Source organism: Enterobacter sp. Taxon_2, from assembly GCF_058355295.1.
This window is the reverse complement of record NZ_CM178024.1, coordinates 2,139,722-2,166,688: the sequence shown is the minus strand read 5'-3', so window position 1 is coordinate 2,166,688 and position 26,967 is coordinate 2,139,722. Positions and strand designations below refer to the sequence as shown.

At 55.4% G+C, this 26,967-nt stretch carries 30 protein-coding genes; 19 read left to right on the top strand and 11 right to left on the bottom strand.

The annotated features are described in order from the left end of the window. Nucleotides 1–131 precede the first annotated feature (131 nt). Nucleotides 132–869, top strand: a complete 738-nt coding sequence (locus AC4IC4_RS10285) for a YoaK family protein (protein ID WP_491472669.1) — start codon at nucleotides 132–134, stop codon at nucleotides 867–869. Here AC4IC4_RS10285 and AC4IC4_RS10280 read toward each other — a convergent pair. Then, a complete protein-coding gene (locus tag AC4IC4_RS10280) occupies nucleotides 819–1,268 on the bottom strand; it encodes a MerR family transcriptional regulator (RefSeq protein ID WP_491472668.1) in 450 nt (149 codons plus the stop codon). The two genes, AC4IC4_RS10285 and AC4IC4_RS10280, sit on opposite strands and share 51 nt — an antisense overlap. Before the next feature lie 92 nt (nucleotides 1,269–1,360). Between AC4IC4_RS10280 and AC4IC4_RS10275 the strand changes: the two genes are divergently transcribed. The 6 genes from AC4IC4_RS10275 (at nucleotide 1,361) to clcB (ending at nucleotide 7,429) form a co-directional block, all read left to right on the top strand. Then, the gene (locus AC4IC4_RS10275; protein ID WP_491472667.1) at nucleotides 1,361–2,308 is read left to right on the top strand and encodes an NAD-dependent epimerase/dehydratase family protein; all 948 of its coding nucleotides are present in this window, start codon (nucleotides 1,361–1,363) and stop codon (nucleotides 2,306–2,308) included. A 275-nt stretch (nucleotides 2,309–2,583) separates the two neighbouring features. Next, nucleotides 2,584–3,294, top strand: coding sequence for an osmoprotectant ABC transporter permease OsmY (gene osmY, locus AC4IC4_RS10270; RefSeq protein ID WP_024909126.1), 711 nt, complete (start codon nucleotides 2,584–2,586; stop codon nucleotides 3,292–3,294). 18 nt (nucleotides 3,295–3,312) lie between these two features. Beyond that, a complete protein-coding gene (osmX, locus tag AC4IC4_RS10265) occupies nucleotides 3,313–4,212 on the top strand; it encodes an osmoprotectant ABC transporter substrate-binding protein OsmX (RefSeq protein WP_208763809.1) in 900 nt (299 codons plus the stop codon). A gap of 8 nt (nucleotides 4,213–4,220) precedes the next feature. Further along, a complete protein-coding gene (osmW, locus tag AC4IC4_RS10260) occupies nucleotides 4,221–4,868 on the top strand; it encodes an osmoprotectant ABC transporter permease OsmW (RefSeq protein ID WP_023311514.1) in 648 nt (215 codons plus the stop codon). Further along, a complete protein-coding gene (gene osmV, locus AC4IC4_RS10255; protein WP_008502444.1) occupies nucleotides 4,868–6,016 on the top strand; it encodes an osmoprotectant ABC transporter ATP-binding protein OsmV in 1,149 nt (382 codons plus the stop codon). Before osmW ends, osmV begins: the two co-directional genes overlap by 1 nt. A 102-nt stretch (nucleotides 6,017–6,118) precedes the next feature. Further along, complete coding sequence (gene clcB / locus AC4IC4_RS10250) at nucleotides 6,119–7,429, top strand: voltage-gated ClC-type chloride channel ClcB (protein WP_157189054.1); 1,311 nt, start codon at nucleotides 6,119–6,121, stop codon at nucleotides 7,427–7,429. On the opposite strand, the gene bioD is transcribed toward clcB, so the two are convergent. From bioD to AC4IC4_RS10235, 3 genes are all read right to left on the bottom strand, one after another. Next, nucleotides 7,364–8,059 (bottom strand): dethiobiotin synthase, encoded by a 696-nt coding sequence (gene bioD / locus AC4IC4_RS10245; RefSeq protein ID WP_024909130.1) that lies wholly within the window; start codon nucleotides 8,057–8,059, stop codon nucleotides 7,364–7,366. The two genes, clcB and bioD, sit on opposite strands and share 66 nt — an antisense overlap. 130 nt (nucleotides 8,060–8,189) lie before the next feature. Next, entirely contained in the window at nucleotides 8,190–9,410 is a 1,221-nt protein-coding gene (gene mlc / locus AC4IC4_RS10240) for a sugar metabolism global transcriptional regulator Mlc (RefSeq protein WP_024909131.1), read from the bottom strand. 94 nt (nucleotides 9,411–9,504) lie between these two features. Next, nucleotides 9,505–10,437, bottom strand: coding sequence for a LysR family transcriptional regulator (locus AC4IC4_RS10235; protein ID WP_024909132.1), 933 nt, complete (start codon nucleotides 10,435–10,437; stop codon nucleotides 9,505–9,507). 121 nt (nucleotides 10,438–10,558) lie between these two features. On the opposite strand from AC4IC4_RS10235, the gene AC4IC4_RS10230 reads away from it, so the two are divergent. From AC4IC4_RS10230 to AC4IC4_RS10185, 10 genes are all read left to right on the top strand, one after another. Continuing rightward, on the top strand, nucleotides 10,559–11,812 hold the full coding sequence (locus tag AC4IC4_RS10230) for an MFS transporter (protein WP_491472666.1): 1,254 nt from the start codon (nucleotides 10,559–10,561) through the stop codon (nucleotides 11,810–11,812). A 173-nt stretch (nucleotides 11,813–11,985) separates the two neighbouring features. Beyond that, the gene (locus AC4IC4_RS10225) at nucleotides 11,986–12,468 is read left to right on the top strand and encodes an Hcp family type VI secretion system effector (RefSeq protein WP_491472665.1); all 483 of its coding nucleotides are present in this window, start codon (nucleotides 11,986–11,988) and stop codon (nucleotides 12,466–12,468) included. Between the two features lie 13 nt (nucleotides 12,469–12,481). After that, nucleotides 12,482–12,931 carry an STM2901 family protein gene (locus tag AC4IC4_RS10220; protein WP_157189051.1) on the top strand — a complete coding sequence of 150 codons (450 nt, stop codon included), beginning with the start codon at nucleotides 12,482–12,484 and terminating at the stop codon, nucleotides 12,929–12,931. Beyond that, nucleotides 12,931–13,260 carry a DUF1493 family protein gene (locus tag AC4IC4_RS10215; RefSeq protein ID WP_491472664.1) on the top strand — a complete coding sequence of 110 codons (330 nt, stop codon included), beginning with the start codon at nucleotides 12,931–12,933 and terminating at the stop codon, nucleotides 13,258–13,260. The genes AC4IC4_RS10220 and AC4IC4_RS10215 overlap by 1 nt, the downstream gene beginning before the upstream one ends. A 144-nt stretch (nucleotides 13,261–13,404) precedes the next feature. Next, nucleotides 13,405–14,091, top strand: coding sequence for a DUF4145 domain-containing protein (locus AC4IC4_RS10210; RefSeq protein WP_491472663.1), 687 nt, complete (start codon nucleotides 13,405–13,407; stop codon nucleotides 14,089–14,091). 302 nt (nucleotides 14,092–14,393) lie between these two features. Continuing rightward, nucleotides 14,394–15,317, top strand: coding sequence for a hypothetical protein (locus AC4IC4_RS10205; RefSeq protein WP_491472662.1), 924 nt, complete (start codon nucleotides 14,394–14,396; stop codon nucleotides 15,315–15,317). 315 nt (nucleotides 15,318–15,632) lie between these two features. Further along, nucleotides 15,633–17,120, top strand: a complete 1,488-nt coding sequence (locus AC4IC4_RS10200) for a carboxypeptidase M32 (RefSeq protein ID WP_491472661.1) — start codon at nucleotides 15,633–15,635, stop codon at nucleotides 17,118–17,120. A gap of 550 nt (nucleotides 17,121–17,670) precedes the next feature. Beyond that, nucleotides 17,671–18,084: an acid resistance repetitive basic protein Asr gene (gene asr / locus AC4IC4_RS10195; RefSeq protein ID WP_032651095.1), complete on the top strand. Its 414-nt coding sequence runs from the start codon at nucleotides 17,671–17,673 to the stop codon at nucleotides 18,082–18,084. A gap of 93 nt (nucleotides 18,085–18,177) precedes the next feature. Next, nucleotides 18,178–18,261, top strand: a complete 84-nt coding sequence (gene ydgU, locus AC4IC4_RS10190; RefSeq protein ID WP_021241182.1) for a small membrane protein YdgU — start codon at nucleotides 18,178–18,180, stop codon at nucleotides 18,259–18,261. A 102-nt stretch (nucleotides 18,262–18,363) separates the two neighbouring features. After that, a complete protein-coding gene (locus AC4IC4_RS10185) occupies nucleotides 18,364–19,185 on the top strand; it encodes a trypsin-like serine peptidase (RefSeq protein WP_024909142.1) in 822 nt (273 codons plus the stop codon). Between the two features lies 1 nt (nucleotide 19,186). On the opposite strand, the gene AC4IC4_RS10180 is transcribed toward AC4IC4_RS10185, so the two are convergent. The 4 genes from AC4IC4_RS10180 to AC4IC4_RS10165 all read right to left on the bottom strand — a co-directional run bounded on the left by AC4IC4_RS10180 (nucleotide 19,187) and on the right by AC4IC4_RS10165 (nucleotide 22,399). Further along, nucleotides 19,187–21,349, bottom strand: coding sequence for a bifunctional diguanylate cyclase/phosphodiesterase (locus AC4IC4_RS10180; protein WP_491472660.1), 2,163 nt, complete (start codon nucleotides 21,347–21,349; stop codon nucleotides 19,187–19,189). 83 nt (nucleotides 21,350–21,432) lie between these two features. After that, nucleotides 21,433–21,762: a multidrug/spermidine efflux SMR transporter subunit MdtI gene (gene mdtI / locus AC4IC4_RS10175; RefSeq protein ID WP_024909144.1), complete on the bottom strand. Its 330-nt coding sequence runs from the start codon at nucleotides 21,760–21,762 to the stop codon at nucleotides 21,433–21,435. Then, nucleotides 21,749–22,111, bottom strand: coding sequence for a multidrug/spermidine efflux SMR transporter subunit MdtJ (gene mdtJ, locus AC4IC4_RS10170; protein ID WP_024909145.1), 363 nt, complete (start codon nucleotides 22,109–22,111; stop codon nucleotides 21,749–21,751). The genes mdtI and mdtJ overlap by 14 nt, the downstream gene beginning before the upstream one ends. A 117-nt stretch (nucleotides 22,112–22,228) precedes the next feature. Then, nucleotides 22,229–22,399: a protein YdgV gene (locus AC4IC4_RS10165; RefSeq protein WP_491472659.1), complete on the bottom strand. Its 171-nt coding sequence runs from the start codon at nucleotides 22,397–22,399 to the stop codon at nucleotides 22,229–22,231. A 133-nt stretch (nucleotides 22,400–22,532) separates the two neighbouring features. On the opposite strand from AC4IC4_RS10165, the gene AC4IC4_RS10160 reads away from it, so the two are divergent. Then, nucleotides 22,533–23,567: an AI-2E family transporter gene (locus tag AC4IC4_RS10160; protein ID WP_024909146.1), complete on the top strand. Its 1,035-nt coding sequence runs from the start codon at nucleotides 22,533–22,535 to the stop codon at nucleotides 23,565–23,567. 3 nt (nucleotides 23,568–23,570) lie between these two features. Here AC4IC4_RS10160 and AC4IC4_RS10155 read toward each other — a convergent pair whose 3' ends face one another. Next, complete coding sequence (locus tag AC4IC4_RS10155) at nucleotides 23,571–24,518, bottom strand: zinc-dependent alcohol dehydrogenase family protein (protein WP_491472658.1); 948 nt, start codon at nucleotides 24,516–24,518, stop codon at nucleotides 23,571–23,573. A 25-nt stretch (nucleotides 24,519–24,543) separates the two neighbouring features. Next, nucleotides 24,544–25,569 (bottom strand): LLM class flavin-dependent oxidoreductase, encoded by a 1,026-nt coding sequence (locus tag AC4IC4_RS10150; RefSeq protein WP_491472657.1) that lies wholly within the window; start codon nucleotides 25,567–25,569, stop codon nucleotides 24,544–24,546. Between the two features lie 178 nt (nucleotides 25,570–25,747). On the opposite strand from AC4IC4_RS10150, the gene yajD reads away from it, so the two are divergent. Continuing rightward, nucleotides 25,748–26,095 (top strand): HNH nuclease YajD, encoded by a 348-nt coding sequence (gene yajD / locus AC4IC4_RS10145; protein ID WP_003857471.1) that lies wholly within the window; start codon nucleotides 25,748–25,750, stop codon nucleotides 26,093–26,095. A gap of 38 nt (nucleotides 26,096–26,133) precedes the next feature. Here the strand turns inward: yajD and AC4IC4_RS10140 are convergent, their stop codons facing one another. Beyond that, nucleotides 26,134–26,919 (bottom strand): MipA/OmpV family protein, encoded by a 786-nt coding sequence (locus AC4IC4_RS10140; protein WP_463726623.1) that lies wholly within the window; start codon nucleotides 26,917–26,919, stop codon nucleotides 26,134–26,136. Nucleotides 26,920–26,967: the final 48 nt, after the last annotated feature.

Sequence of the window (26,967 nt, the reverse complement as noted above, 5' to 3'; positions counted from 1 at the left end):
AAGGATATTTTATTTAATTACTTAACCCTGAAAGCCGTCAGAGGGAATAATAATTAAGCTATATCCTGGACAGCCCGTTGCACCGCTTTGCTAGCCTGACTATTCAGGCAAAGCTCAACCCGGAGGTATTCTTGCTGATTAGACTCAAGAAAGAACGAACGCATAAGGAGGATCGCCGGCTCGCTCTCTGGCTGGCGACCTCGGCAGGTTTGCTGAATGCCATCGCCCTCGGGGCATTCGGTTTTTTCCCCTCACATATGACCGGCAACACCTCACAGTTATCCAGCGAAGTCTCTTCCACTGACCTGAGCGATATCATTTTTTTCGGCTCGATTATTCTCTCCTTTGTCACAGGCGCCATTCTTGCCCGCATGATTGTAATATGGGGCATTATCCATAACGTCAGGCTGGTTTTTTGCCAGATCCTGTTTGTCGAGGGGATATTGCTGACCGGCGTCTCCTTCTACGAGATGTATTTTCATGCCCTCACCAGCAACCGCGAGATTATTCTTTTCCTGTGCGGCCTGATGGGCATTCACAACTCCACCTCCACGCAGCTTTCCGGTGGACGGGTGAGATCGACGCACATTACCGGCACGCTAACGGACGCGGGAATTTCCCTGGCCTCCGTAATGGTGGCGATGCTGCGCAGGGATTACTCCAAAGATACGGCGGCGCAAAAAAGTCAGCTGAAAACCCACTTAACCACCCTGTTTTCGTTTATTACGGGCGGTATCGCAGGGCTGCTGCTGTTCAGGTGGATCGGGTTTAACGCCATGCTGGCGCTCGGACTGATGCTTGCCGTGATCGCTATCGTTTCAATTATCACCGTCTCGACGCGGGTTCGACGGGTTCGCGCTACCGTCTGAGTGTTGCAACTGCCCCAGCAGGCGCTGCATGTTGTCGTCGCAGGAGATCCCCTCCGGCCGGTTGGTGATACTCGCGACCAGCGTCAGCAATTCCCTGCGGTTTTCCTCAAGCTGCTTTTGCATCGCTTCTATTTCGGCAATACGCGTCTTCAGGGACTGGATCAGTCCCTCATGATCCCAGCGCTGTTGCGGCTGCGGCAGAAAGCGGCGTATTTGCTCGAGTGAGAACCCGGTACGTTGCGCGCTGTCGATGATGTTCAGCAGCGCTGCCGTCTCTTGAGAATACGACCGGTAGCCGTTCCCCTGCCTGACAGGACGCGGCAGTAAACCTTCCGCCTCATAAAACCGAATACGCGACGGGGAAATACCCGTCATTTTCGACAGCTCGCCAATTTTCATTTCATCTGCTCTTACGCCTTGACCTTAAAGTTAACTTTAAGCTTAAACTTTTTATACGGTCAACCGGATCGTCATCTCATCAGGGAGCTCATATGCAAACTATTCTGGGTGCCAGCGGGCAAATCGCCCGTGAACTGACCCGCGAATTAAAACGCGCCTATACCGACGATATCAGGCTGGTCAGCCGCCATCCGCAGAAAGTCCACACCAGCGATATCACGGTTGCGGCCAATCTTCTGGATGCGCAGCAGACGCAGGAGGCGGTTAAAGGCAGCGACACAGTCTATTTTACCGCCGGTCTGCCGCCTGATTCCGCGCTGTGGGAGCGTCAGTTCCCAACCATGCTGGACAATGCCCTGGAGGCCACGCGAAAGGCTGGCGCAAGATTCGTCTATTTTGACAATACTTACATGTACCCCCAGAGTGATGTGCCACAAACTGAAGAGACGCGCTTTGCGCCCCGGGGACGGAAAGGCAACGTGCGTGCGCTGATGGCCAACCGGGTGCTTGCCGAAATGCAGCGGGGCGACATTCCCGTCCTCATTGGTCGGGCCCCGGAGTTCTACGGGCCTGAGCGAACGCAGAGCTTCACGAATATGCTCATTATCGACAGGCTGAAGCAGCACAAACGCCCGCGCGTTCCGGTACGTGACGATACGCTTCGCACCCTCATCTGGACGCCGGATGCCAGTCGCGCGCTTGCCCGGCTGGGCAATACGCCTGAGGCATACGGGCAGACGTGGCATTTGCCCTGCTGCGATGAAAGGCTGACGTATCAACAGTTTGTTACCCTCGCCTGCGATATCTTCGGCCAGAAGGCGGACTACGCCGTGCTGGGCGAGCTGGCCTTCGCCGCGACGGCGCTGTTTTCGCAGGGCGCGCGCGAAATGCGGGAGCTGTTGCCCAGATACGACGTTGATAACCTGTTTGATTCGACGAAGTTTAAGCGGCATTTTCCCGACTTTCCCGTCACTTCATACCGGCAGGGTCTTGAAAACATCTGGCAGGAATGGAGATCAAAAGCGCACAAAACAGCGTAAATGCACTGCCGCACCGACAGAGGTGCGGCCATTATTAGTGACAACGTCACTTTCACTTCTCGTCTTTAGGACTATTCTGCCTCTTCCTCAATCAGCCCTTACGCCATAAGGCTTAACCCGAGGTTATCACTGTTTTCATAGGGTTACTGATTTTAACCCTTCGCTGGAACCCTTCCCAAACGCTTGCTATAGGTGAAATACCCCTGCCGAAACATGGCATAACAACAGGCAACCGGTGGTTGCTATAACGCATGCGCACAGGGAGACACACCGCAATGCACCCATTACTCAAACGTTCGCTGCTGTTTGTCGGCGCCATTATTGTGGTCCTCGCCCTCCTCGTCTGGGGTATCGGGATGGAGACGATAAAGGCGCGTCAGGTTGACCTGATCTATCTCGGGCAACAGCATATGATTCTGGTTTTCTCGTCGATGTTTTTTGCCCTGCTGGTGGGTATTCCAGCCGGTATTCTGCTGAGCCGCCCGGCAGCGCGGGGTATCGCCGAATATGTGATGCAACTCTTCAACGTCGGCAACACGCTGCCGCCGCTGGCCGTTCTGGCGCTGGCGATGGTGGTGATTGGCATTGGCGATACGCCCGCCATCATCGCCCTGTTCCTCGCCTCGCTGCTGCCGATCGTGCGTAACACCTACGCCGGGCTGTGCTCAGTCCCGCCGTCGTTGCTGGAAGCGGCAAACGGCATCGGGATGACCAAATGGCAGCGTCTGCGTCAGGTTGAGCTGCCTGCCGCCTGGCCGGTCATGCTCTCGGGGATCCGCATCGCCACCGCCATTAACGTCGGTACCGCGCCGCTGGCATTCCTGATTGGCGCCAGCAGCTACGGCGAGCTGATTTTCCCCGGTATTTACCTGAACGATTTCCCGACCCTGATCCTCGGCGCGGCGGCCACCGCCCTGTTCGCCCTGATCCTCGATACCCTGCTGGCGGCGCTGGGTCGCGTGATGAGTCCACATCTCGCTCGATAACAATAACAAGGAGCTTTTATGAGACTGTTTTCCGGCCTGACGGCGCTGTGTGCCGCGGCGCTGTTCACCAGCCAGGCGATGGCGGCCCCGCTGATTCTGGCGACCAAGAGCTTTACCGAGCAGCACATTCTCTCGGCGATGACCGTGCAGTACCTGCAAAAGAAAGGATTCCAGGTTCAGCCGCAAACCAATATCGCCACGGTGATTTCCCGTAACGCAATGATCAACAAGCAGATTGATATGACCTGGGAGTACACCGGCACGTCGCTGATCATCTTTAACCACATCAACAAGCGCATGTCGCCAGAGGAGTCCTGGGAGACGGTGAAACGCCTGGACGCGAAGCACGGTCTGGTCTGGCTCAAGCCCGCCGATATGAACAACACCTATGCTTTCGCCATGCAGCGCAAGCGCGCCGAGGCGGAACACATCAACACCATGTCGGAGATGGTGGCGAAGATTGAGCAGATCCGTAAAACCAACCCGGATAAGAACTGGCTGCTGGGCTTAGACCTGGAGTTTGCCGGGCGCAGCGACGGCATGAAGCCACTTCAGGCGGCCTATAAGATGGAGCTGGACCGCCCGCAGATCCGTCAGATGGACCCCGGCCTGGTCTATAACGCCGTGCGCGACGGCTTCGTTGACGCCGGGCTGATTTATACCACCGATGGTCGCGTGAAGGGCTTCGACCTCAAGGTGCTGGAAGACGATAAAGGCTTCTTCCCAAGCTATGCGGTCACCCCGGTGGTGCGTAAGGACACGCTGGAGGCCAACCCCGGCCTGGAAGAGGCGCTCAACACCCTCTCGGCCCAGCTCAACAACGACGTTATCACCGAGCTGAACAAAAAGGTGGATATCGACCATCAGTCACCGCAGCAGGTCGCCCGCGATTTCCTGCGTAGCAAACAGCTGCTGTAGGAGGCGCTATGGAGACGATTCACTACATTCTGGACAACTGGGATTACCTCTTAACCCTGACGCTGCAGCATCTGTGGCTGGTGGCGCTGGCCGTGGGTTTAGCCATCATCATCGGCGTACCGCTGGGCATTCTGATTGTCCGCCACAGGTGGCTGGCAACGCCGGTGCTGGGGATAGCCACCATCGTGCTGACCATTCCGTCTATCGCCCTGTTTGGCCTGATGATCCCGCTGTTTTCGCTGATCGGTCAGGGGATTGGTGCCCTGCCCGCGATCACGGCGGTGTTTCTCTACTCGCTGCTGCCGATTGTGCGTAACACCCATACCGCGCTCGACAGCCTGCCGCCGGGCCTGCGTGAAGCCGGGCGCGGCATCGGCATGACCTTCTGGCAGCGCCTGCGCTGGGTCGAAATCCCGATGGCGCTGCCGGTGATTTTCGGCGGCATCCGTACCGCCGTGGTGATGAACATCGGCGTGATGGCGATTGCCGCGGTGATCGGCGCGGGCGGCCTGGGCCTGCTGCTGCTCAACGGCATCGGCGGAAGCGATATCCGCATGTTGATTGCGGGCGCGCTGATGATTTGTCTTTTAGCGATTGTGCTCGACTGGCTGCTGCACCGTCTGCAGGTGGTTCTGACTCCAAAGGGGATTCGATAATGATAAAACTGGAAAACCTCACCAAACACTTTTCACAGAAGCACGGCCAGACCTTTAAGGCCGTGGATAACGTCAACCTGAACGTGCCCGAAGGGGAAATGTGCGTCCTGCTCGGCCCGTCCGGCTGCGGGAAGACCACCACCCTGAAGATGATTAACCGCCTCATTACCCCCAGCAGCGGGACAATCCTGATTAACGGCGAAGACACCAGCGGGATGGACACCGTCACCCTGCGCCGCAACATCGGCTACGTGATCCAGCAGATTGGCCTGTTCCCGAACATGACCATCGAAGAGAACATTACCGTCGTGCCGCGCATGCTGGGCTGGGATAAAGCACGCTGTAAAACCCGTGCCGAAGAGCTGATGGATATGGTGGCGCTGGATCCGCATAAATTCCTCAACCGCTACCCGCGCGAGATGTCCGGCGGCCAGCAGCAGCGTATCGGCGTGATCCGCGCCCTGGCGGCGGATCCTCCGGTACTGCTGATGGATGAACCCTTCGGCGCGGTGGACCCGATCAACCGCGAGGTGATCCAGAACCAGTTCCTGGAGATGCAGCGCAAGCTGAAAAAAACCGTCATGCTGGTGAGCCACGATATCGACGAAGCCCTCAAGCTCGGCGACCGTATCGCGGTATTCCGTCAGGGGAAAATCGTGCAGTGCGCCAGCCCGGATGAACTGCTGGCGAAACCGGCGAACGAGTTTGTCGGCTCGTTTGTCGGTCAGGACCGCACCCTGAAGCGTCTGCTGCTGGTCTCGGCGGGCGACGTCACCGACCAGCAGCCGACCATTACGGTGCGGGGCTCTACGCCGCTCCCTGAAGCCTTTGCGACCATGGATGATAATGACATTCGTGCCATTACGGTGGTCGACGAGCACGGCAAACCGCTGGGCTTTGTGAAGCGTCGCGAAGCGCGAAACGCCAGCGGGACCTGCGCCGACATCCTGCATCCGTTCCGCATGACCGGTAAAGCGGAAGACAACCTACGCGTGGTGCTGTCACGCCTGTATGAGAGCAACACCAGCTGGATGCCGATCGTGGATGAGGACGGGCGCTACAACGGCGAGATTTCTCAGGACTATATTGCCGAGTATCTCAGTTCAGGGCGTACGCGCCGGGCGCTGAATATTCATAGCGAGAGCTAACCTTTCAGGCCGGGCATCGCCCGGCTTTTTCGCACGCATACCTTTTGCTAACCCCGCGATTTGCCGCCACAATATTGTATCTTTCCCGTTGACTCGCGACTCATGCAACGTCTTCATACGTACCCCGACATCCGCGCGATGTTTCGCCGACTGCTGATTGCTACCGTTACCGGCGTGCTGGCCGCGCTGGCCGTGGCGGTGTTCCGCCACAGCATGTACCTGCTGGAGTGGCTGCTTCTCAGCAACGACAGCGGCAGCCTGGTGAATGCCGCCGCGTCGCTCTCCCCCTGGCGGCGCGCGCTGACGCCTGCGCTGGGTGGTCTGGCCGCCGGGCTGCTGCTGTGGGGATGGCAGCGTCTGACCGCGCAGCGGCCTCATGCCCCCACCGACTACATGGAAGCGCTGGAGACCGGTGACGGCCAGTTTGACTACGGAGCCAGCCTGGTTAAATCCCTCGCCTCACTGCTGGTCGTTGCCAGCGGAAGCGCCATCGGGCGTGAAGGGGCGATGATCCTGCTTGCCGCCCTCGCCGCCTCCCTTTTCGCCCGGCGCTTTACGCCCAAATCCGAGTGGAAATTATGGATAGCCTGCGGTGCCGCCGCCGGGATGGCCAGCGCCTACCATGCTCCCTTAGCCGGAAGCCTGTTCATCGCTGAGATTCTGTTTGGCACCCTGATGCTGGCCTCGCTCGGGCCCGTGGTTATCGCGGCGGTGGTGGCGCTTCTCACCACGCAGCTTCTGGCGCCGGGTACCGGCACGCTCTACGCGGTCCATCTGAGCGGCATCCTCACCGCGGCCGATTATGCCCTGCTGGTCGCGATGGGGCTGGTGGCGGGTCTCTGCGGGCCGCTGCTGATGTGGCTGATGGCGTTCAGCCACGGTCTTTTCCTGCGCCTCAAGCTTTCGCCGCCGTGGCAATTAGCGCTGGGCGGTGCGATCGTCGGGCTGCTGTCTCTTCTGACGCCGAAGGTGTGGGGGAATGGCTACAGCGTGGTTCAGGCTTTTCTGCTCGCGCCGCCGCTGCTGTCGGTGATTGCCGGGGTGTTTATCTGCAAATTGCTGGCGGTACTGGCGAGCAGCGGATCGGGCGCGCCGGGCGGGGTGTTTACGCCCACGCTGTTTGTCGGTATGGCAACGGGGATGCTGTTCGCGCAGCTGTTCGCGCTGTGGCTGCCGGGTTCTGAAACGGCGATTCTGCTGGGGCTGGCAGGAATGGCAACGCTACTTGCCGCAACCACGCACGCGCCCATTATGTCGGCGCTGATGGTCTGTGAAATGACCGGACAGTATTTTTTACTGCCCGGCCTGCTGGTCGCCTGCGTGCTGGCGTCCGTATTGTCGCGGACGTTACGCCACGACTCTGTCTACGGTCAACACGCCACCGAGGGCAGAGAGATCGATGTACTGCGCTAGCTCGCGCTGCTCGGCGCGTGGCAGATAAGGCAGCTCGCCCACCAGCGGTCCGGGCAGTTTGGTGCTCAGCACGTCGATGATCTCCGCGTAGTGCGCCAGGCCCGGGTTAATGCGGTTTGCTACCCAGCCAACCAGCGGCAGGCCGTCATTGGCTATCGCCTGCGCCGTCAGCAGCGCGTGGTTGATGCACCCTTCCTGGATACCCACCACCATCACCACCGGAAGCTGCTCCTGCACAACCCATTCAGACAGCGGGCGCAAATCATTCATCAGGCTGCGCCAGCCGCCCGTCCCTTCAACTACCACGTGGTCAACCTTCTCGCTCAGGTTCGCCAGGCCGTCGGACAACAGGGGGTAATTAATCAGGCCGCTGTGCGCTACGCTGCTCTCCTCTTCGCTTAACGCGATGGGATTGACCGCGTGATAGGGCAACTCCAGTGACGAGACGCTTTGCAGCACCAGGGCGTCTTTATTGCGCAATCCCTCTGGCGTCTCTTTACTCCCTTTTGCGACCGGTTTGTACCCTGCCACGCGTTTACCGCTTGCTGCCAGCGCCTGCAGCAATGCGCGGGATACGACGGTCTTGCCGACAGAGGTATCTGTACCAGTAACAAAGAAACGCTTAAGCATGACTCACTCCACCTCTTGGGTATGCTTCGAAAATATAAACCAGGTAAATAATTCAGTGGAGGAAGTCTACGGGATGCATGCGCTACCCGGCTTGAGATAGCGCAATTTTTCTTACATCTGCGGAAAAGAGTTAACCCTGTAACAGGCGGATCAACAGCGAGCCGTTATACATGGCATCTTTGACCAGCGCCGCGCCAGCCATCGTACCCTGGTTGGAAAACTGGGTGCTTTCTACCGCAATGTTCCGGCTGTAGGCGGGAAGCGACTGCTGCTGAATACAGGCCGTAATCGCCGGGAAGAGGATCTCCGCCGCCTGGCTGAGCGGTGAGCCAATGAGGATTTTTTGCGGGTTGAAGAGGTTCACCATGATCGCCAGAATGCGGCCAACGTTATTCCCCACCCCGGTAATGATGTCCTTCGCCAGCAGATCCCCCTGACGCGCGGCGGCGCAGAGAGAATCCACCGTAAGGGGTTGTCCGTGCAGCGAGGAGCTCATGGACTGGCTGAGCCTGACCTGCGCCAGCTCCAGCACGCTTTCCACGCTGGCAATGGTCTCCAGACAGCCGTGGTTGCCGCAGTAGCAGCGCTTACCGTACGGGTCGACCTGGGTGTGGCCAATTTCCACCAGGCTGCTGCTTCCGGCGTGGAGAAGACGTCCGTCGGTAATCACCCCCGCCCCGACGTTATGGTCGATGACCACCTGAATCACATCCCGCGCGCCGCGGGACGCGCCGAACAGCGCCTCCGCCATCGTCCAGGCGCTGATGTCATGCTGAATATAGACCGGTACGCCGGTATGGTTTTTCAGCACTTCGCCCAGCGGCATCTCTTTGACATCGTCGTAAAACGGCATGCGGTGAACAATACCATTTTCGGTATCAATAATGCCCGGCATGGTGATGGCAATCGCCGTTAAGCGTTCAAGCCGCTGCTGATGGCGAATAAAGAAGCGATCGATGTGCGAGACAATCGCGTCGAGGAGCGGTTCCTCCGCGTTGAGCGGCAGTTCAAGGCGGTCCTCTACCACCAGCTTGCTGCTCAAATCGCGCAGCGCAAGGAAGATCTCGCCGCGGCTGATGCGCAGTGACAGGTAGTGCCATGCTTCCGTCTCAACCACCAGCCCGACTGCCGGACGGCCACGGCTGCCCGGCTCCTGAATTTCCGTCTCCTGAACCAGGTGCGCTTCCAGCATCTCGCGGACAATCTTGGTGATACTGGCAGGTGCCAGTTGTGCCAGGCGCGAAAGATCGATACGCGAAACCGGACCAAGCTGATCAATCAGGCGATACACCGCGCCAGCGTTGGTCTGCTTAATCTGATCGATATGCCCTGGCTGACTATCAGCAACCACCTCGTACTCCCTTATTTTCGAGCTTCGAAATAAACTGTTTGCTATGGTGAAGCACTTGCATGGCTGCCGTCAAATATTTACTTAGCCATGTGATTTACCGCACATTTTTGCCCCCTTTTCCCTGGAAATGCCGCCCGGCAGAGGCGCTTATTAACTGCTGCTTGAAGCGCTGTGCGGCATGGCTCTGCTCGCGGTGTTTTGACCAGACCAGCCACATTTCAGAAACGGCATCCTCTTCGGCAATGGTCACCCAGCGCATTTCGCGCAACTGGACCCGTTTAAAGGAGGCCGGAAGAATAGACACGCCCAGCCCGGCGGCGACCAGACCGATAATGGTCATCGCTTCCCCGACTTCCTGAGTAATGACCGGGGCAAGATCGTAGCGGCGCATCAGCCCCAGGATATCGTCATACAGACCCGTTCCGACCTGCGGGTCAAAAAAGACAAACGGCTCTTTTGCCAGCTCTGCCAGCGAAACCGCCGGACGCGACGCCAGCGGGTGATCGTGTGGGATCATGGCCATCAGCGGCTCGCGCAGGATCACCTCCCACGCCAGCGTATCCGGCAGCTGGGTGTTACGCATCAGTCCCAGATCCAGGGAACCTTCATTCAGCGGCGCAATCTGCTCGCGGGTATTGATCTCGCGCGTCTGAATATGAACATCCGGGAAATGGCGGCGGAATGACGAAAGGGTCTCCGAGACGGCACTGATAAACGGTGCCGACGAGGTAAACCCGATCCGCAGCTCTCCGGCTTCCCCGAGATAGAGCCGTTCTGCCCGGGCGGCGGCGTCCTCGACCATGCTCAGAATTTGTCGGCTGTCGTTCAGGAACTGCTTGCCCGCCGCCGTCAGGCTCACGCTGCGGTTGGTACGGGCCAGAAGGCGCGCCCCAACCTGCTGCTCCAGGATCTGAATCTGCTGGCTTAACGGGGGCTGAGAGATATTCAGCCGTGCCGCCGCGCGGCCAAAATGCAGCTCTTCGGCGACGGCGACAAAGTAGCGGAGATGACGCAGCTCGATATTCATATTTTTAAAGTATCATTTGAGATTATTAATATATTAGACAGAATATTTACATTTTCCTACCCTGAAGAGGTGGTCATACCCGTCACCAGAAATCACGGGGATGTTTAAGCAAGGAAACTGTGTGAGTCGTACAACTACTATTGATATCGATCCGGCAAGAGATATCAATGATTTACCCGCAGCACCGCAGCCGGTCCAGTTCATTAAACGTGGTACCCCCCAATTTATGCGCGTCACGCTGGCGCTCTTTTCCGCCGGTCTGGCGACCTTCGCCCTGCTCTATTGCGTTCAGCCGATCCTGCCCGTTCTCTCGCATGAATTTGGCGTATCGCCTGCCAGCAGCAGCGTTTCACTCTCTATTTCTACCGGCATGCTGGCGATTGGCCTGCTCTTTACCGGGCCGCTGTCCGACGCCATTGGCCGTAAACAGGTGATGGTGACCGCGCTGATGCTGGCGTCGGTCTGCACGTTACTCTCGACCATGATGACCAGCTGGCACGGTATTCTGGTGATGCGCGCGCTGATTGGGCTCTCGCTCAGCGGCGTGGCGGCGGTCGGGATGACCTATCTCAGCGAGGAGATTCACCCGAGCTTTGTTGCCTTCTCTATGGGGCTTTACATCAGCGGGAACTCGATTGGCGGAATGAGCGGACGCCTGCTGAGCGGGGTCTTTACGGACTTCTTTAGCTGGCGTATTGCGCTGGCGGTCATCGGGTGTTTTGCGCTGGCATCAGCCCTGATGTTCTGGAAAATTCTGCCGGAATCGCGTCATTTCCGCCCGACCTCTTTGCGCCCAAAAACGCTGTTTATCAACTTCCGCCTGCACTGGCGTGACAAAGGGCTGCCGCGCCTGTTTCTGGTCGGCTTCCTGCTGATGGGCTCCTTCGTCACGCTGTTCAACTATATTGGCTACCGCCTGATGCTCTCGCCATGGCATCTGAGCCAGGCGATTGTCGGTTTACTCTCGGTTGCTTATTTGACCGGTACGTGGAGTTCTCCGAAGGCCGGGGCGATGACCGCACGCTATGGACGCGGCCCGGTCATGCTGTTCTTCACGGCGGTGATGCTGGTCGGCCTGCTGCTGACGCTCTTCTCCTCCCTGTGGCTGATTTTTGCCGGCATGCTGCTCTTCTCCGCGGGGTTCTTCGCCGCCCACTCGGTCGCCAGCAGCTGGATTGGTCCGCGCGCGCGTCGCGCCAAAGGTCAGGCATCGTCTCTTTATCTGTTTAGCTATTACCTGGGGTCCAGCATCGCCGGGACGCTCGGCGGCGTGTTCTGGCATAACTACGGCTGGAACGGCGTGGGCGGGTTTATCGCGCTGATGCTGTGCGCGGCGCTGCTGGTGGGGGGAAGCCTGCATCAGCGTTTGAAATAAACATACGCTATCCCCCGCATGAGCGTGATTGTGCGGGGGATCGTTTCTAACGTTAGTTACGATTAATTATAAATTAAGAAAAATCAATAAATTATAACCATTTTGTGCATTTATCATCCCTCCATCTCTTTGTAAGCTTGTCGCCTCCATCCTAAGAAAAGAGGGATTTTAAAATGGCTATTCCAGGCAATATGTGGTTGTTCGATGATGGTGGTGCACTGATTAAAGGTGGTTGTGATGTGCAGCACAGGGAATACAGCATTGAGTTCAAGGGATTTCACCATAATCTTTCGACGCCAACCGATAACCTGACGGGTAAACCTACAGGTAAACGCATCCACTCCCCAATGATGATCGTAAAGGAATTCGATTACTCATCGCCCTATCTCTATAAAGCGGTCGCGACAGGTCAGGCTCTGCAAAAAGCCGAACTCAAGTTCTATAAGATTAATGACGCGGGTCTTGAAGCGGAGTACTTCAATATTCTTCTGGAAGGCGTGCGGATTGTTTCGGTATCACCTGCAATGGCCGCGCCGGGCGACAATAATAACAACCACCTCGAAACGGTTGAGTTGCACTATGAGAAAATTACGTGGAAACATAACGACGGCAATATCATTTTCTCTGACGCATGGAATGAACGGGCGACAGCGTAACTGGAGTACTGGTATGGATACTACGGAAGAGATTAACGGAACCTACTTCTACAGAGGCCATTCAAACGTCACTCCGGGGGAGTTACTTGAGATCATCTTTCTGGAAGAATTCTGTATGGAGTTGGGGATAGATGCCGTTTCAGGTGCGGCTATTTTGGGCGGACAACCATGGCTAGGTACTCGGGCTAAACCTAAAGGTGCAACCCTGGGGACAAGCGTTGTTTCAAAGTACGCCCGAATAATTTTACGGGACGCACGTCTCCCTTTCGGGATTAAAATTCCTACTCCCGTTGGAGTCAGAATGCAGCCCACTAACAAACTCGCAGCGGTAATTGGTCGTTACATCCCCTGGCTAGGATGGGCCTCGCTTGCAATGACTCTTCATCGAGTTTCAACGCGTACGCAAGAGAAATACAATTTGATTGCACGACCAAAAGACCGCATAGCGTGGACATCATTCTAATGAGCATCGTAGACGACGTGTTATTTATGTTTCGGGATGAAATTCCTGGTTATCTGGATAACGACTGGAAAGAAGTTCCTCTGGAACTGGATTCTGATTTATTCGATTCACCGGGCGATGACCTGCATGACGCATTAAACCGGTACGAAAAAGAGTTCAACGTCGATTTGTCTGGTGTGAACTGGTCTCGTTATTTTCCCTGGCAGAATACCCCATTGTTAGATCGCTGGTTTAAGCTGAAGCGGGAAGAAGTTGAAGCAAACCGCATCCCGTTGACCGTAAGAATGTTTGCAGAGTCGGCAAAAGCAGGCAAGTGGCTCTACGACTGACTCATAAGGGGCTTCGCGCCCCTTGTATCAAAAAATCGGGTGATCCGACTATCCAACTGGCCACTTTTTTTTGAGCAAATCACATTGAAAACAACACGAATATCGTGGCATATAATGAGAGAAAACCAGCTATGGAGAGTTACGATGTCTTGGGTATGTCCTCACTGCAATACAGCCGCTGTCATAAAAAATGAAGATATTGTCAAAGCAGCCTTAAATCTCGATTCTTCTGATGGTTTCTTAAAATATGAACTGCAAGGCATAACATGCCCTAACCCATCCTGCAAGAAGGCATCAATTCTTTTACGAACAGACGAACTGGCTAATTTGTTTGGGCAATTGACCACTGTTAGCCACACTGCACGATATAAACGCATTATACCGTCAGAACAAAAAGAACGAGCTAAAAAATATCCATCGTACATACCCACGCCAATTATTAGTGATTACCGAGAAGCGTGCTCCATTGCTGACCTTTCACCCAAGGCATCTGCCACCCTCTCAAGGCGTTGTTTGCAAGGCATGATTCGTGATTTTTGGGGTGTAACAGGTAAACCCAATCTTCATCAAGAAATCTTTGCTATTGAGGATATGGTTGACCCTGTTGTATGGCAGGCAATTTTAGATGTTAAAAGCATCGGTAATATTGGCGCTCACATGGAAAAGGACATCAACCTGATTTTAGATGTAAGCGCTGATGAAGCTGATCTTCTGATTGAGATGATTGAGATGCTGTTAGATGACTGGTACGTAGCCCGTTACGAAAAACAGCAGAAACTGCAACGCATCAAGGATATTGCTGCTGTTAAGGCTGAAGCGCGTAAAGGATGATGACATGAAAAAATTGACTCTGATGGTTTTGTGACTTTCTCAATCTTGCTTATCAGGCTTTTCACTTTTTATTTCAGCAGGTAACCTTGCTCAATCGAACATCTGAAAGGACTATCCAAAATGGGACATCTTAGCAACTTCACCAAAGTACAATTACGTCTTCAACCTTCAGGTTGCAGAGTTCCCGTGCCTGGCTCTACAGCTAAATGTGGCACACTCCAACCCGATATGGAAAGATGGCTATGTGATAAATGTCATGATGAGTGGTTAAGAACCATGCAAGATAAGGAGTTAGGTGGAAAATGAAAGAAACTGTCTATAACATCTTTTACTTTTCTCACGATGGATTGTTCATCACTCATGCAGGAATCGTCCCCCACGAACTGGAAGGAAATGACAATGAGAAGCTTGAATTCCTAAAACGCAGATTAGAAACTGACCTGGCTTCTTGTCGTTCATTTCATGATATCCATCCAGCAGTTCTGGATGGTGATAACAAGTTATCTCTTGCAAGGTATAACTCAAATTTAAGGATTGGCAATTCTCTCTTACCATTTGAGTTAGCCCTTGAGGCTTTAAATGCCCCCGCCTCTCCTTTAGCTATTGTGACGCCTGTTATTCACGGAAAATTACAGCCCCAAGTTCAGGTCTCTTTATCGGAACAACTGAGAAACAAGCATATGCCCAACCATAACATTGAGGGTGTGAAAACTCTGCCTGATTACCTTGATAGTTACATGAATGAAGAAGGTTTTCAAATAGCCAAGCTACTCAACGATGACCATATGAAGCCGATAAAGCTGCTTTTTAACAACAAGCATTACCTTGCAAGCTTCAAGTTGTTGATGTCTTTCATTGATACAATCGCCTATATCGAGTTCGGCAACACTAAAAAAGTATTTCAGAATTGGCTTGATACATATTCAACCATACAAAGCCTTGGGATTACGTCTGATGAACTGTATGAGTTAAGAAACTCGCTTCTCCATATGACTAATCTTAACTCGCACAAAGTCACACAAGGTAGAGAGCGTCGCCTTAGTATTGCCATCTGTAAGCGAGGACATCCAACTCAACAACATGATGGTATAGTCTATCTGAACTATACCGATTTCCTGTTCCTATTCGATGAAGCAGTAAAAAAATGGGTTGATAGTTACAACGGAAGTAATAAGCAATTAACATTCATTGAGCGGTATGATGAAGTGGTGAGGGATAATTACTAATCTCAATGTAGGGGCTTAATATCCCTTCACTGCATCACTGTGGTCTTATTTAAAGCCAGAAGCATTTGTTTCAATGGTTATCTGGTCTTATACACATGGTTTGACGCGGTGGTATGCGCATGACCGAGTATACGATATCGAACTGAGTCCGGTATCCGGATAACGCATCTTCAAGCTTACGAAAATCGTCCTGTTGTTAAGTTTCTTTCTCCTCAGATAACTATCCTTTGCAGAGCGGGTAAGATGAGTGCATGAAAAGTGCATGAATCACGTTACACTCCCTTAACACTCCCAAAACGATAAGGAAGAACAAGAATGGAAAAAACATCGGCTTATCAGGCTCTCACCCGCACCTTCCAGCGTCTCTCCCGCTTCTCGCACCTCTCCTCCATCGCCAGCTGGGACATGTTCACCATGATGCCGCCAGGCGGCAGCGCCGCGCGCGGCGAGGCGCTGGCGGAGATGAGCGTCCTGCAGCACCAGATCCTGACCGATAAAAAAGTCGGTGACCTGTTAGCGGCAGCGGCAGGAGAAGATCTGAATGACGTCGAGCAGGCCAACCTGCGCGAAATGACGCGCCACTACCAGCAGGCGACCCTGCTGCCCGAATCGCTGGTGGAAGCCAAATCGCTGGCGGGCAGTAAATGTGAACACGCCTGGCGTACCCAGCGTCCCGCCAACGACTGGAAAGGCTTTTCCGCCAACCTGAAAGAGGTAGTCAAACTCAGCCGCGAAGAGGCTCGCCTGCGGGCGGAAGCCAAAGGCTGTACGCCTTACGACGCACTGCTGGATATTTTTGAACCCGACATGACCAGCGCGCGTCTGGACATTCTGTTCGGCGATATGAAGTCCTGGCTACCGGACCTGCTGGCAAACGTGGTGGAAAAACAGGCTCAGCGCTCGTTCGTTCCCCCTCAGGGCCCCTTCCCGACGGCAACACAGCGTGAGCTGGGCCTGGAAGCCATGAAGATGCTTGGCTTCGATTTTAACGGCGGCCGCCTGGACGTGAGTGCGCACCCGTTCTGCGGCGGCGTCCCGGAAGACGTGCGTATCACCACGCGCTATGACGAAGATGAACTGCTCAGCGCGCTGTTTGGGGTGATCCACGAAACCGGACATGCCCGCTACGAACAAAACCTGCCGCGCGCGTGGGCAGGACAGCCAATTGCTCTGGCGCGTTCAACCGCGATCCATGAATCACAGAGCCTGTTCTTTGAAATGCAGCTGGGACGCAGTGAGGCCTTCCTCAAACATCTCCTCCCTGCGGTGCACGCCCGTTTTGGCAGCCAGGCGGCATTCAGCGAAGAGAACTTTATTGCCTGGAACCAGCGCGTGAAGCCGGGTTATATCCGCGTCGATGCGGACGAAGTGAGCTATCCGGCACACGTGGTGCTGCGCTATGAGATTGAACGTGCGCTGATCAACGGCGAGATCGAGGTGGACGATATTCCCACCCTGTGGGACGAGAAAATGCAGGCCTGGCTCGGGTTATCCACCAAAGACAACTACCGCAACGGCTGTATGCAGGATATCCACTGGACCGACGGCGGTTTTGGTTACTTCCCATCCTATACGCTGGGAGCCATGTATGCCGCGCAGCTGTTCCATGCCGCGAAAACGGCGCTTCCGGGTCTGCAGACATCGATCGCTGAAGGTGATTTTTCGGCGCTGTTTGACTGGCTGCGCCAGAACATCTGGCAGCACGGCAGCCGCTTCAGCACGTCGCAGTTAATCACCCAGGCGACGGGCGAGGATCTGAATATCCGTTACTTCCGCGAACATCTGACCTCGCGCTATTTGTAATCTGTTTGGCCGGGGGTGAGGGACCTCCAGTAAATTTTTTAAGCAGAAGCGATACACATTTTCGAAGCGTAATGATTTCCCCGCAGCGATGCCCTGGTCCGGCTGTAAATCGCTGAGGCGTTTGCCTTCCGGCCGGGGCGAGGCGCATGGATGCGCCGAGAGGGCGGGCTTTACAGGGACGTTACCTCCGCCCGTCCCCGATAAGCCGGAAGGAATAAGCCGAAGGTACCGCGCAGCGGCGATTTACCGCCGGGAGCCCGGGTTGCCAGGGCGGCGGCGATTGAGCCGCCATGGCACGTTCACAGGTTATGCCCCTACAGAGTAGCAAGGAACATAAAGTGAACGGAATGACCTCCACAGCCGTATGTCCCCCCTCACCCCAGCCCTCTCCCTCAAGGGAGAGGGAGTCGTTCGTGCAGAACCCCGGCAATGTACATATGGTTACACGCCGATACCAATCACTCACGGAAACCTCGAATTTACAGGGATATAGTTATTTCAACGGCCCCGCAGTGGGGTTAAATGAAAAACCAAATTCGAGGGTATGAGAATGAATAAAGTATTAGCTCTGGTTGTTGCCGCTGCTATGGGTCTGTCTTCTGCTGCATTTGCTGCTGACACTACCGCAACTGCTGCACCGGCTGCCGCACCTGCTGCAACCACCACCGCTGCCCCAGCAAAAGCGGTTCACCATAAGAAACATCACAAAGCTGCAGCGAAAAAAGAAGCCGCTGCACCTGCAACCGCAGCACCAACCGAGCAGAAAGCTCAGGCTGCCAAAAAGCACCACCACAAAAAAGCCGCTAAACCGGCTGTAGAGCAAAAAGCTCAGGCTGCTAAAAAGCATCACCACAAAAAAGCCGCTAAACCGGCTGTAGAGCAGAAAGCTCAGGCTGCTAAAAAGCATCACAAAAAAGCAGTAAAACACGAAGCTGCTAAACCAGCTGCACAGCCAGCTGCGTAAGAGTACAAGCTAAACCGTGCCCTTCGGGGCACGTTGGTAAACCGGCGCCGAACCGGAACAGGTTCCGCGCCGTTTTTTTTATCCGGAGGGCGTATGCTGCGACGCTATCGGTTTGAGCTGATTCTGATCCTGCTTATTTTATGCGCGCTCATCGCCAGCCATTTTTATCTTTCCTGATTGTAGCACGCTGATTTTACTCCCACTTTAGCGCTGTCCCGTCTATAGTATTTTCATAGGGTTCACTTTTAATAATCATAATTACCCCCACCAGAGTGTGATATGCGTAAATCTGTTGTGTTGTTACTGGGAACGTTTGGTCTTTTTTCTGGATTTTCACATGCGGATGATGGCGGTGATGACACCATTAGCGCGAAAGAGCTAAAGACGCTTTTTTTCGGTCATGACGATCGCACGCGCGTCGCCGATCCCACTCAGGCCCCCTGGGATGCTATAGGTCAACTGGAAACCGCCAGCGGTAACTTATGTACTGCGACGTTGATCACCCCGCAGCTTGCCCTGACGGCAGGCCACTGTCTGTTAACCCCACCAAACGGCAAGCCGGATAAAGCGGTTGCCCTGCGGTTTGTGTCGCAAAAAGGGACCTGGCGCTATGAAATCCACGGCATTGAAGGTCGGGTTGATCCCTCTCTTGGCAAACGCCTGAAACCGGATGGTGACGGCTGGATCGTGCCGCCGGGGGCTGCCTCATGGGACTTTGGCCTGATCGTTTTACGCTACCCGCCTTCAGGCATTACGCCGCTGCCGTTATTTGAGGGCGACAAAGCCGCACTCACCGCCGCGCTGAAAGCCGCCGACCGGAAGGTGACGCAATCGGGCTATCCTGTCGATCATCTGGATACGCTTTATACGCATACCGACTGTATTGTGACGGGCTGGGCGCAAACCAGCGTGCTCTCCCATCAGTGCGATACGTTACCGGGCGATAGCGGCTCACCGCTGATGTTGAAAACGGAAAACGGCTGGCAGCTGATCGGTGTGCAGAGCTCTGCCCCGGCGGCGAAAGACCGCTGGCGCGCCGATAACCGGGCCTTGTCCGTGACCGGTTTTCGCGACAAGCTGGAAGCGCTGGCGCAGCAGTAAATCAGCAGCGTCTAACCTTACGTAACGCTCTGACCGACTCAATCGGCATCGGCTGGCTGAACCAAAAACCCTGCAGTTGATCGCAGCCAGCCAGCCGCAGCAGTTTCATTTGCTTCTCGGTTTCCACCCCTTCTGCCACCACCGCCATGCCCAGCGCATTGGCGATCCGCACCGTGCCGCTCACCAGCGCGGCCGCCTGTTCATCGTGGTCCACCAGCCCGGCCAGGGATTTATCGATCTTGATGGTGTCGAAGTTAAAACGCCGCAAATAGCCAATGCTGGAATAACCGGTACCAAAATCATCCAGCGCCACCGCAGTGCCCAGCGCTTTAAGATTGGCTATCGCCATGCGGGCACGCTCAGGGTTTTCCAGCACATAGGACTCCGTGACCTCAAGCTGCAATCGGTGGGCCGGAAAACGGGTGGTCTCCAGCACGCTGGCCACTTTTTCTTCAAAGGCGGGATCGCGAAATTGCGCGGGGGAGATATTTACGGAGAGCTTTAAGTCGCCGTACGGCTGCAGATCCTGGCAGGCCCGCTGCAACACAAACTGGCCCAGCTTGTAAATCAGACCGCTGGTCTCCGCGATGGTGATAAAAATATCCGGCCCAAGCGGCCCGTCCGGACGACGCGGCCAGCGGACCAGCGCCTCGACGCTGCTCATTGTCTGGCTGTGGGCGTCAATAATCGGCTGATACCAGACATCAAACTCATCGCGTTCCAGACCGTCACGAATCTGATTTTCAATCGCCAGCTTGCGTTCCCGGACGCTGTTCAACTCCGCATCATAGTGGGTAATACGCCCTTTCCCGCTCATTTTGGCGTGATACATGGCAATATCGGCGCGGCGAAACAGTTCTGAGCTGTTGCATTCAGTCAGGGTTCCGCTGGCGATACCGATACTGGCCCCGATATGGATGGTGCGTTCCCCCAGTTGAACCGGGGTGGTGAGAAAATCCAGCACAGAAACGGCAAAGGCGGTAGCCAGCGCCTCTGCATCATCACCGCCGATGGTCATGGCAAATTCATCCCCGCCCATCCGCGCCAGCATCCCGCCCGGCGGCACGCGTTCACTCAGCGTTTTTGCAATCGCCACGATGAGATCGTCCCCCACGCTGTGACCATAGATATCATTCACATCCTTAAAACCATCGAGATCGATAAACACCACGCTTTTGACGTCGGTATCACCGCGTAAACGCACCCGATCCAGCGCCTCGATGAGCGCACGCCGGTTAGGCAAGTGGCTTAGCCAGTCCGTTCTGGCAACCAGACGCGCCTGGCTTTCTCCTCGCGCAAGCTTGTACAGCCCCACGCTGCTCACCAGAATAAAGAGCAGGATCAGGGCCGATGCCAGCACCACAATCTGCCTGATATCAGAAGATGCCGCCCGGGCGGCCTGCGCCCCCGGAAGCCGCGCCTGCCAGTTAAGATAGCCCAGCAGCTCCCCAGCCGAACTGCGCAGCGGCATACTCAGCTCGTTAATTTTTTCCGGCGTAAAGTGAAGGTTATCGATCTGAAAGGTCGCTCCCAGGTCGGATAAGATTCTGGCGTTCAGATGACGGGTGATCACCAGATAGCGGCGTGTTCCGTCGGTAACCTGTAATCTTCCGACCATCGGGCGAATCAACCCAATGCCCACAAAAGCGACGCCGCTGCGTGTTTTGCTGATCCCGGCATAGATATTTTTATCGCTTGATAAGTCGCGCGCGTGCTGAGCAATAAGGGCTTTCAGCCCCTTACCGAAAAAATCGAGATTCGTCTCCTGAAAGGGCTGACTTTTAAACGATCCCCAGATGACATTGAAATGCTCATCCAGCATGAAGGTCCCGTCATAGAGGTTATTGATTTTAAAGCCAGCACCCCAGGTGTTATACAACCAGTCGGTATCGAGCGTGGGACGGTAGGCCTCCCGCACCGCATCGTCCCAGACGGCGTTATCCAGCACCAGCGAGGAGACGCGATTAACCGAGGTCTGAATAGCCCCCTGCACGGAAAGCGCCGTACGGTGTTCATCAATTTCGTTGGTTTTGGTGCTGATAAGATGCAGGGAAAGATAGAGCAGTGCGACGATGGAGATGATTAAGCCGATCCCCGCCATGAAGACCATGGCAAACAACGTTCTCGCATTGGGAATATTGCGCCAGCTTAATGTGCGATACATCAGCCATCCTCTTCATGTTTTGCTTTTCTAAGCGTAATACAGGCAGCGAATTTCGCTGCCTGTAAATCATGGTTTGAGGTCTGTCAGGCGAGTTTTATCATGATCATGCCGGCAAGCAGCAAGATGAGCCCCATCCAGCCCTTGTTATTTAAACGCTGGCCGAAGAGCACCCAGCCTGCGGCCAGCGTGGCGGCGATACCAAAACCGCCCCACAGCGCATAGGCCACCGAAAGATCGATCCCTTTTACCGCCTGAGACAGGGCGCTGAACGCCCCCAGAACCGCGGCAATCGACATCAGGCCGTAGAGTTTACGGCGAAAACCATCGGAGAATTTCAGCAGAACGTTCGCCAGGATTTCCAGCACAATGGCGAGCCCCAGCCAGGCCGCATGAACCCATTCAAACTGTTGCATGGTTCTGCTCCTTCTGCTGTTTGCCAGGTTTTCGGGTACCGGATTTAATCAGCACAATACCCGCGACCAGCGTCGTTAACCCGGCGACCTTCATTGGTGTTAATGTTTCGTCAAATATCAGCACGCTGAACAGCGTAATCAACAAAATACCGATCCCTTCCCACAGTGCATACGCGACGCCCAGCGCAATTTTTTTCACCGCAAACGAGAGGAAAATATAAGAAAGCGAAATCATCACCAGCATCAAAATAAAACCGGTGTTGCCATCGCTGATGCTTGCCCACTTCATAGACAGCGTGCCGGTAATTTCAGCGATAATTGCCAGCGCTAATAGGATCCAGTAAAACATGTTTTTCTCCTGCTTGAGAATATAATCCATCGTGGCCCGCTGCGTGCAGCAAACCAAAAAATACGAATTGAAATCAGACAGCTAAGCGCTTAGCGCCAGCTCAGGCAGAAGAAATGACTATAGTGCGGTGCGCCAGTGTTGCTCACCAGAAAGCAGGCAGAAGGAGGTGGAGTATACAGCGGTATTGTTTGAAGAGTACGTCCTGAACATATTGTCCATAAAATTACAATTATCCGCGTTGTTGCTTCTCGTCTGTGCGGATGAAAATTGTCCTCGGTAGTTAAACACACCAAATTTGTACCATAAGCCAGGATTTTACTCAAAGTCTTTGCAATTCTTTACCCATCCCGTTTGATTTTGGTTAGTTTATTGCAATGCCTTTCACCTTTATTATAAATAAAAAGATTATTCCGGAGTCACCATGGCTAAACCCATCATTACCCTGAACGGGTTAAAAATTGTCATCATGCTGGGCATGCTGGTGATCATATTGACAGGCGTTCGTTTTGCCGCCGACATTATTGTGCCTTTTATTCTGTCCCTGTTTGTTGCAGTGATCCTTAATCCACTGGTACAGCGCATGACGCGGCTACGCATTCCGCGCGTGCTGGCCATCACGCTGCTTATCAGCATCATTATTGTGGCGATGGTCTTGCTGGTGGCGTATCTGGGGACCTCGCTAAACGAACTGGCGCGAACGCTGCCAAAATACCGCTCTTCGCTGGCGATACCGCTGCTGCAGCTTGAACCCTGGCTGCAGCGCGCGGGTATCGAAGTCTCGGTTGAGGAACTCCTGAAATATATCGACCCCAATGCGGCCATGACGATCGTCACCAGCCTGCTGGCACAGCTTTCCAATGCCATGACATCCATTTTCCTGCTGTTTTTAACGGTGGTGTTCATGCTGCTGGAGGTACCGCAGCTGCCGGCAAAACTGCAGCAGATGATGGTCCGTCCGGTTGAAGGGATGGGGGCGATTCAACGCGCGCTGGACAGCGTCTCCCGCTATCTGGTGCTGAAAACCGCCATTAGTCTGGTCACGGGCGGTGTCGTCTGGGTGATGCTTCTGGCGCTGGACGTTCGCTTTGCGTTTGTCTGGGGGTTGCTGGCGTTTGCGCTTAACTACATTCCCAACATCGGCTCCGTGCTGGCGGCGATCCCCCCTATCCTTCAGGTGCTGGTTTTCAGCGGGCTTTATGACGCGCTGATCCTGCTGGCCGGATACCTGGTCATCAATCTGGTGTTCGGTAACATTCTTGAGCCACGAATGATGGGGCGAGGGCTGGGACTTTCCACGCTGGTGGTCTTTTTGTCCCTGATATTCTGGGGCTGGCTGCTCGGGCCCGTTGGGATGCTGCTCTCCGTCCCGCTGACCATCATCGTCAAGATTGGCCTGGAACAGACGGCGGGCGGGCAAAGTATCGCCGTGCTGCTGAGCGATATGAGCCATCAATAGCGGTCAGTCCGCCATCGACAGGAGGGGCTTGCGGGTCCTTCCACCTTCGCGATACGTACCGATCGCTCTCTGCCATTCCGCCAGTGGATACACCGTGACGTCGCTGTACCCACTGTTGGGCAAATTAAGCCAGATGCGGTCAAACTCGGCGCGCCACGCCCCAGCGCTGAGCGCATCCAGACCGTTTCGGATATGGAACCACGCCACGCGCGGCACGGGCCGTTGCTGTCTGAAGGTTTGCCCGGAGAGCAGCCCGTAGCAAACAAACATGCCCTGCTCTGGCATCACGCTGAGGATCGCTTCCGCAAGCGGCCCGCCGGTGGCATCGTAGACGATATCGCTGCGGGCGGCGACGGTGCCGATTCTGTTTGCGTCATGCTGCGCGACGGGAATGATGCCCATCGCCTCCAGTCGTTCAACATGCACGGCAGAACGGTGAATGCCATACACCGCTTCCGCCCCCGCCTGACGCGCCCACTGCCCCAGCAGTATGGCGCAATCCGACCCGGCAGCCGTGAGCAGCACCCGCTTTCCACGAGGCGGGTAACGGGTCAGCATCATCTGCGCCGCTAGCGGGTTGATATAGGCCCGCGCGGCCAGATGTGCGTCGACGGTGTCCGGAACGGGTATCGCATACTCTGCCGGGCAATCCACATAGCGCTGCCAGGTGCCCTGACCGCGCAGCGGCAGGACGCGCTTACCCACCAGATGCTTAAACGAGGCGGGCGCCCCGGTGACAACGCCGACACCTTCATACCCCGCGACCGCCGGTAACGGGGTTCTGTGGCGGTAGGCGCCGGTAATGGGAATGAGATCGGACGCGTTCACCGGAGAAAACAGCATTCGCACGCGGAGATGACCCGGCGCAAGCGCCCCCAGCGGCGCGGTTTCAGGTTGCAGAACGGTTTCTGGCTCGCCAAAACGGCGATACCAGAGGGCCAGGTTTTCCATTACGATCTCACGGCTGCTAGCGGAACTACTCGCGCCAGCCCATTGCCGGTGCGACATGTTTGAGAACAGACTCAATCACGTGCGCATTATAATCCACACCCAGCTGGTTCGGTACGGTCAGTAAAAGCGTGTCCGCCTCGGCAATCGCCTCGTCCTTTTTCAGCTGTTCAACCAGCTTGTCCGGCTCCGCGGCATAGCTGCGGCCGAAGATGGCGCGCGTTTTCTCATCAAGATAACCCACGCTATCGCTGTCGTTGCGGCTGGCACCGAAATACATCCGGTCGCGGTCGTCCATCAGCGCAAAAATACTGCGGCTGACCGACACCCGCGGCTCGCGCGTATGCCCTGCCTCTTTCCAGGCCTGACGGTAAGCCCGAATCTGTTTTGCCTGCTGAATATGGAACGGCTCACCGGTTTCATCGTCCTTCAGCGTTGAGCTTTGCAGGTTCATTCCCAGCGTTGCCGCCCATACTGCCGTCGCATTGGAGCCGGCGCCCCACCAGATACGCTCGCGCAGCCCTTCAGAATACGGCTCCAGGCGCAGCAGCCCCGGCGGATTCGGGAACATTGGCTGCGGGTTCGGTTTGGCAAACCCTTCCCCACGCAGCACCTCAAGCAGCACCTCGGTATGACGACGCGCCATATCCGATTCGTTTTCCCCTTCCTGCGGGACATAGCCGAAATGACGCCAGCCATCGATGACCTGCTCCGGCGAGCCACGGCTGATGCCAAGCTGCAAACGACCGCCGGAAATCAGATCCGCCGCGCCCGCATCTTCGGCCATGTACATCGGATTTTCATAGCGCATATCGATCACGCCGGTGCCAATTTCGATGGTCTTCGTTTTTGCGCCAATGGCGGCCAGCAGAGGGAACGGCGAGCTAAGCTGTCGGGCAAAGTGGTGCACGCGGAAATAGGCGCCGTCTGCCCCCAGCTCTTCAGCCGCCACGGCTAAATCGATGGACTGCAGCAGCGTGTCTGCCGCCGAGCGCGCGCCGGACTGCGGTGAAGGCGTCCAGTGACCAAAGGATAAAAACCCGATCTTTTTCATAACCATGTGTCCTGATAATGCGTTGCGTTCTGTCCACTTTACGCATTACCCGGTAAGAATAAATGCCGTTTATTTAACGGAATGATTCAAATAAATTGACAGAATTGAGCGGGGCGTCATTACGCGCCATAATGGGATATAATATCCCCCATTTTTTTCATGGCAGGTAAAACCGGCAATGGCTCTGATCCCTAAAAACTACGCGCGGCTGGAAAGCGGCTATCGCGAAAAAGCATTAAAAATCTATCCATGGGTGTGTGGACGCTGCTCGCGCGAGTTCGTCTATTCCAATCTGCGTGAACTCACGGTTCACCATATCGATCACGACCATACCAACAACCCGGAAGATGGCAGCAACTGGGAGCTGTTGTGCCTGTTTTGCCACGATCACGAGCATTCGAAATACACCGAAGCGGATCAGTACGGCACCACCGTGGTCGCCGGGGAAGACGCGCAAAAAGACGTGGGCGTCGCCACGTTTAACCCGTTTGCCGATTTAAAGGCGATGATGGATAAGAAGAAGTAATCCTCTCTCCCCCCTCGCGCACATCGTGCTCTGCGAATTTAAAATGTCCAGGTGATCGCGGCGGTTGCAGACCCCTCGTTGCGCCGCATCACGATCGGGCTGTCATTCGCATGGTCGCTAAGCCAGGTATAGTCCGCGCTCAGGACCGTCCCCCAGTGAGCATCGAACTGATGGCTCCAGGTCAGGCTGGTGTCGACGCCATAAAATCCACCCGGCGCTGAATAGCGGCGATATCCGGTGCGGCGACTCTGCTGCTCGCTGACCCCATACCACGTATTCAGATAACGGCTGTCGCCAAACAGGGCCGCAGACTGCAAGGCGACCGTGTCCTGGTTATTTTGTAAAGGGATTAGCGTCACGGAGGCCTGATAGCTTGCCCCTTGGCTGTCCGTTAACGGCAGCGTCGCTTTGCCTTCCATACTCAGCCATGGCTCGGCCTGCCAGCCTACGGCAAGGCCGGTATTCAGGGTGGCATCAATGTCCCCCATCCCTTTCAGATTGTTTGCCCCCTCACGCCAGCCAGAATTTTTCTCAGCCCTTCCGAAGTCGTAGCCCAGCGTGTGTTCGAAATACCAACCACTGTCGTTTTGCAGGTCATATCCCACCCCTTTTTGCGCATCAATAAAGAAAGCGCCTTTACGACCCTGCAGTACCGGAACCACCTGCCACACCTGCTTGTCTGAGCCTGAGTAACGCGGGGCATACTGCCCTCCCAGCCCGACGGTTAAGGAATCGGACGCTGTGCCATCATCCGCCTGCACGCCAGACGTCACGACCAGCAGAAGCGGGACGGACATATACAGGACTTTTTTTATCGCTATCATACTGCTCTCCATACAGACGCTGGCGTCTCCTGAGACAGGGACAGCCAC

Excerpts from the sequence above, each read along its gene's own strand:
- AC4IC4_RS10280 (WP_491472668.1), bottom strand. The coding sequence starts at position 1,268 with ATGAAAATTGGCGAGCTGTCGAAAATGACGGGTATTTCCCCGTCGCGT.
- AC4IC4_RS10275 (WP_491472667.1), top strand. The coding sequence starts at position 1,361 with ATGCAAACTATTCTGGGTGCCAGCGGGCAAATCGCCCGTGAACTGACC.
- osmY (WP_024909126.1), top strand. The coding sequence starts at position 2,584 with ATGCACCCATTACTCAAACGTTCGCTGCTGTTTGTCGGCGCCATTATT.
- osmX (WP_208763809.1), top strand. The coding sequence starts at position 3,313 with ATGAGACTGTTTTCCGGCCTGACGGCGCTGTGTGCCGCGGCGCTGTTC.
- osmW (WP_023311514.1), top strand. The coding sequence starts at position 4,221 with ATGGAGACGATTCACTACATTCTGGACAACTGGGATTACCTCTTAACC.
- osmV (WP_008502444.1), top strand. The coding sequence starts at position 4,868 with ATGATAAAACTGGAAAACCTCACCAAACACTTTTCACAGAAGCACGGC.
- clcB (WP_157189054.1), top strand. The coding sequence starts at position 6,119 with ATGCAACGTCTTCATACGTACCCCGACATCCGCGCGATGTTTCGCCGA.
- bioD (WP_024909130.1), bottom strand. The coding sequence starts at position 8,059 with ATGCTTAAGCGTTTCTTTGTTACTGGTACAGATACCTCTGTCGGCAAG.
- AC4IC4_RS10235 (WP_024909132.1), bottom strand. The coding sequence starts at position 10,437 with ATGAATATCGAGCTGCGTCATCTCCGCTACTTTGTCGCCGTCGCCGAA.
- AC4IC4_RS10225 (WP_491472665.1), top strand. The coding sequence starts at position 11,986 with ATGGCTATTCCAGGCAATATGTGGTTGTTCGATGATGGTGGTGCACTG.
- AC4IC4_RS10220 (WP_157189051.1), top strand. The coding sequence starts at position 12,482 with ATGGATACTACGGAAGAGATTAACGGAACCTACTTCTACAGAGGCCAT.
- AC4IC4_RS10215 (WP_491472664.1), top strand. The coding sequence starts at position 12,931 with ATGAGCATCGTAGACGACGTGTTATTTATGTTTCGGGATGAAATTCCT.
- AC4IC4_RS10210 (WP_491472663.1), top strand. The coding sequence starts at position 13,405 with ATGTCTTGGGTATGTCCTCACTGCAATACAGCCGCTGTCATAAAAAAT.
- AC4IC4_RS10205 (WP_491472662.1), top strand. The coding sequence starts at position 14,394 with ATGAAAGAAACTGTCTATAACATCTTTTACTTTTCTCACGATGGATTG.
- AC4IC4_RS10200 (WP_491472661.1), top strand. The coding sequence starts at position 15,633 with ATGGAAAAAACATCGGCTTATCAGGCTCTCACCCGCACCTTCCAGCGT.
- asr (WP_032651095.1), top strand. The coding sequence starts at position 17,671 with ATGAATAAAGTATTAGCTCTGGTTGTTGCCGCTGCTATGGGTCTGTCT.
- ydgU (WP_021241182.1), top strand. The coding sequence starts at position 18,178 with ATGCTGCGACGCTATCGGTTTGAGCTGATTCTGATCCTGCTTATTTTA.
- AC4IC4_RS10185 (WP_024909142.1), top strand. The coding sequence starts at position 18,364 with ATGCGTAAATCTGTTGTGTTGTTACTGGGAACGTTTGGTCTTTTTTCT.
- AC4IC4_RS10180 (WP_491472660.1), bottom strand. The coding sequence starts at position 21,349 with ATGTATCGCACATTAAGCTGGCGCAATATTCCCAATGCGAGAACGTTG.
- mdtI (WP_024909144.1), bottom strand. The coding sequence starts at position 21,762 with ATGCAACAGTTTGAATGGGTTCATGCGGCCTGGCTGGGGCTCGCCATT.
- mdtJ (WP_024909145.1), bottom strand. The coding sequence starts at position 22,111 with ATGTTTTACTGGATCCTATTAGCGCTGGCAATTATCGCTGAAATTACC.
- AC4IC4_RS10160 (WP_024909146.1), top strand. The coding sequence starts at position 22,533 with ATGGCTAAACCCATCATTACCCTGAACGGGTTAAAAATTGTCATCATG.
- AC4IC4_RS10155 (WP_491472658.1), bottom strand. The coding sequence starts at position 24,518 with ATGGAAAACCTGGCCCTCTGGTATCGCCGTTTTGGCGAGCCAGAAACC.
- AC4IC4_RS10150 (WP_491472657.1), bottom strand. The coding sequence starts at position 25,569 with ATGAAAAAGATCGGGTTTTTATCCTTTGGTCACTGGACGCCTTCACCG.
- yajD (WP_003857471.1), top strand. The coding sequence starts at position 25,748 with ATGGCTCTGATCCCTAAAAACTACGCGCGGCTGGAAAGCGGCTATCGC.
- AC4IC4_RS10140 (WP_463726623.1), bottom strand. The coding sequence starts at position 26,919 with ATGATAGCGATAAAAAAAGTCCTGTATATGTCCGTCCCGCTTCTGCTG.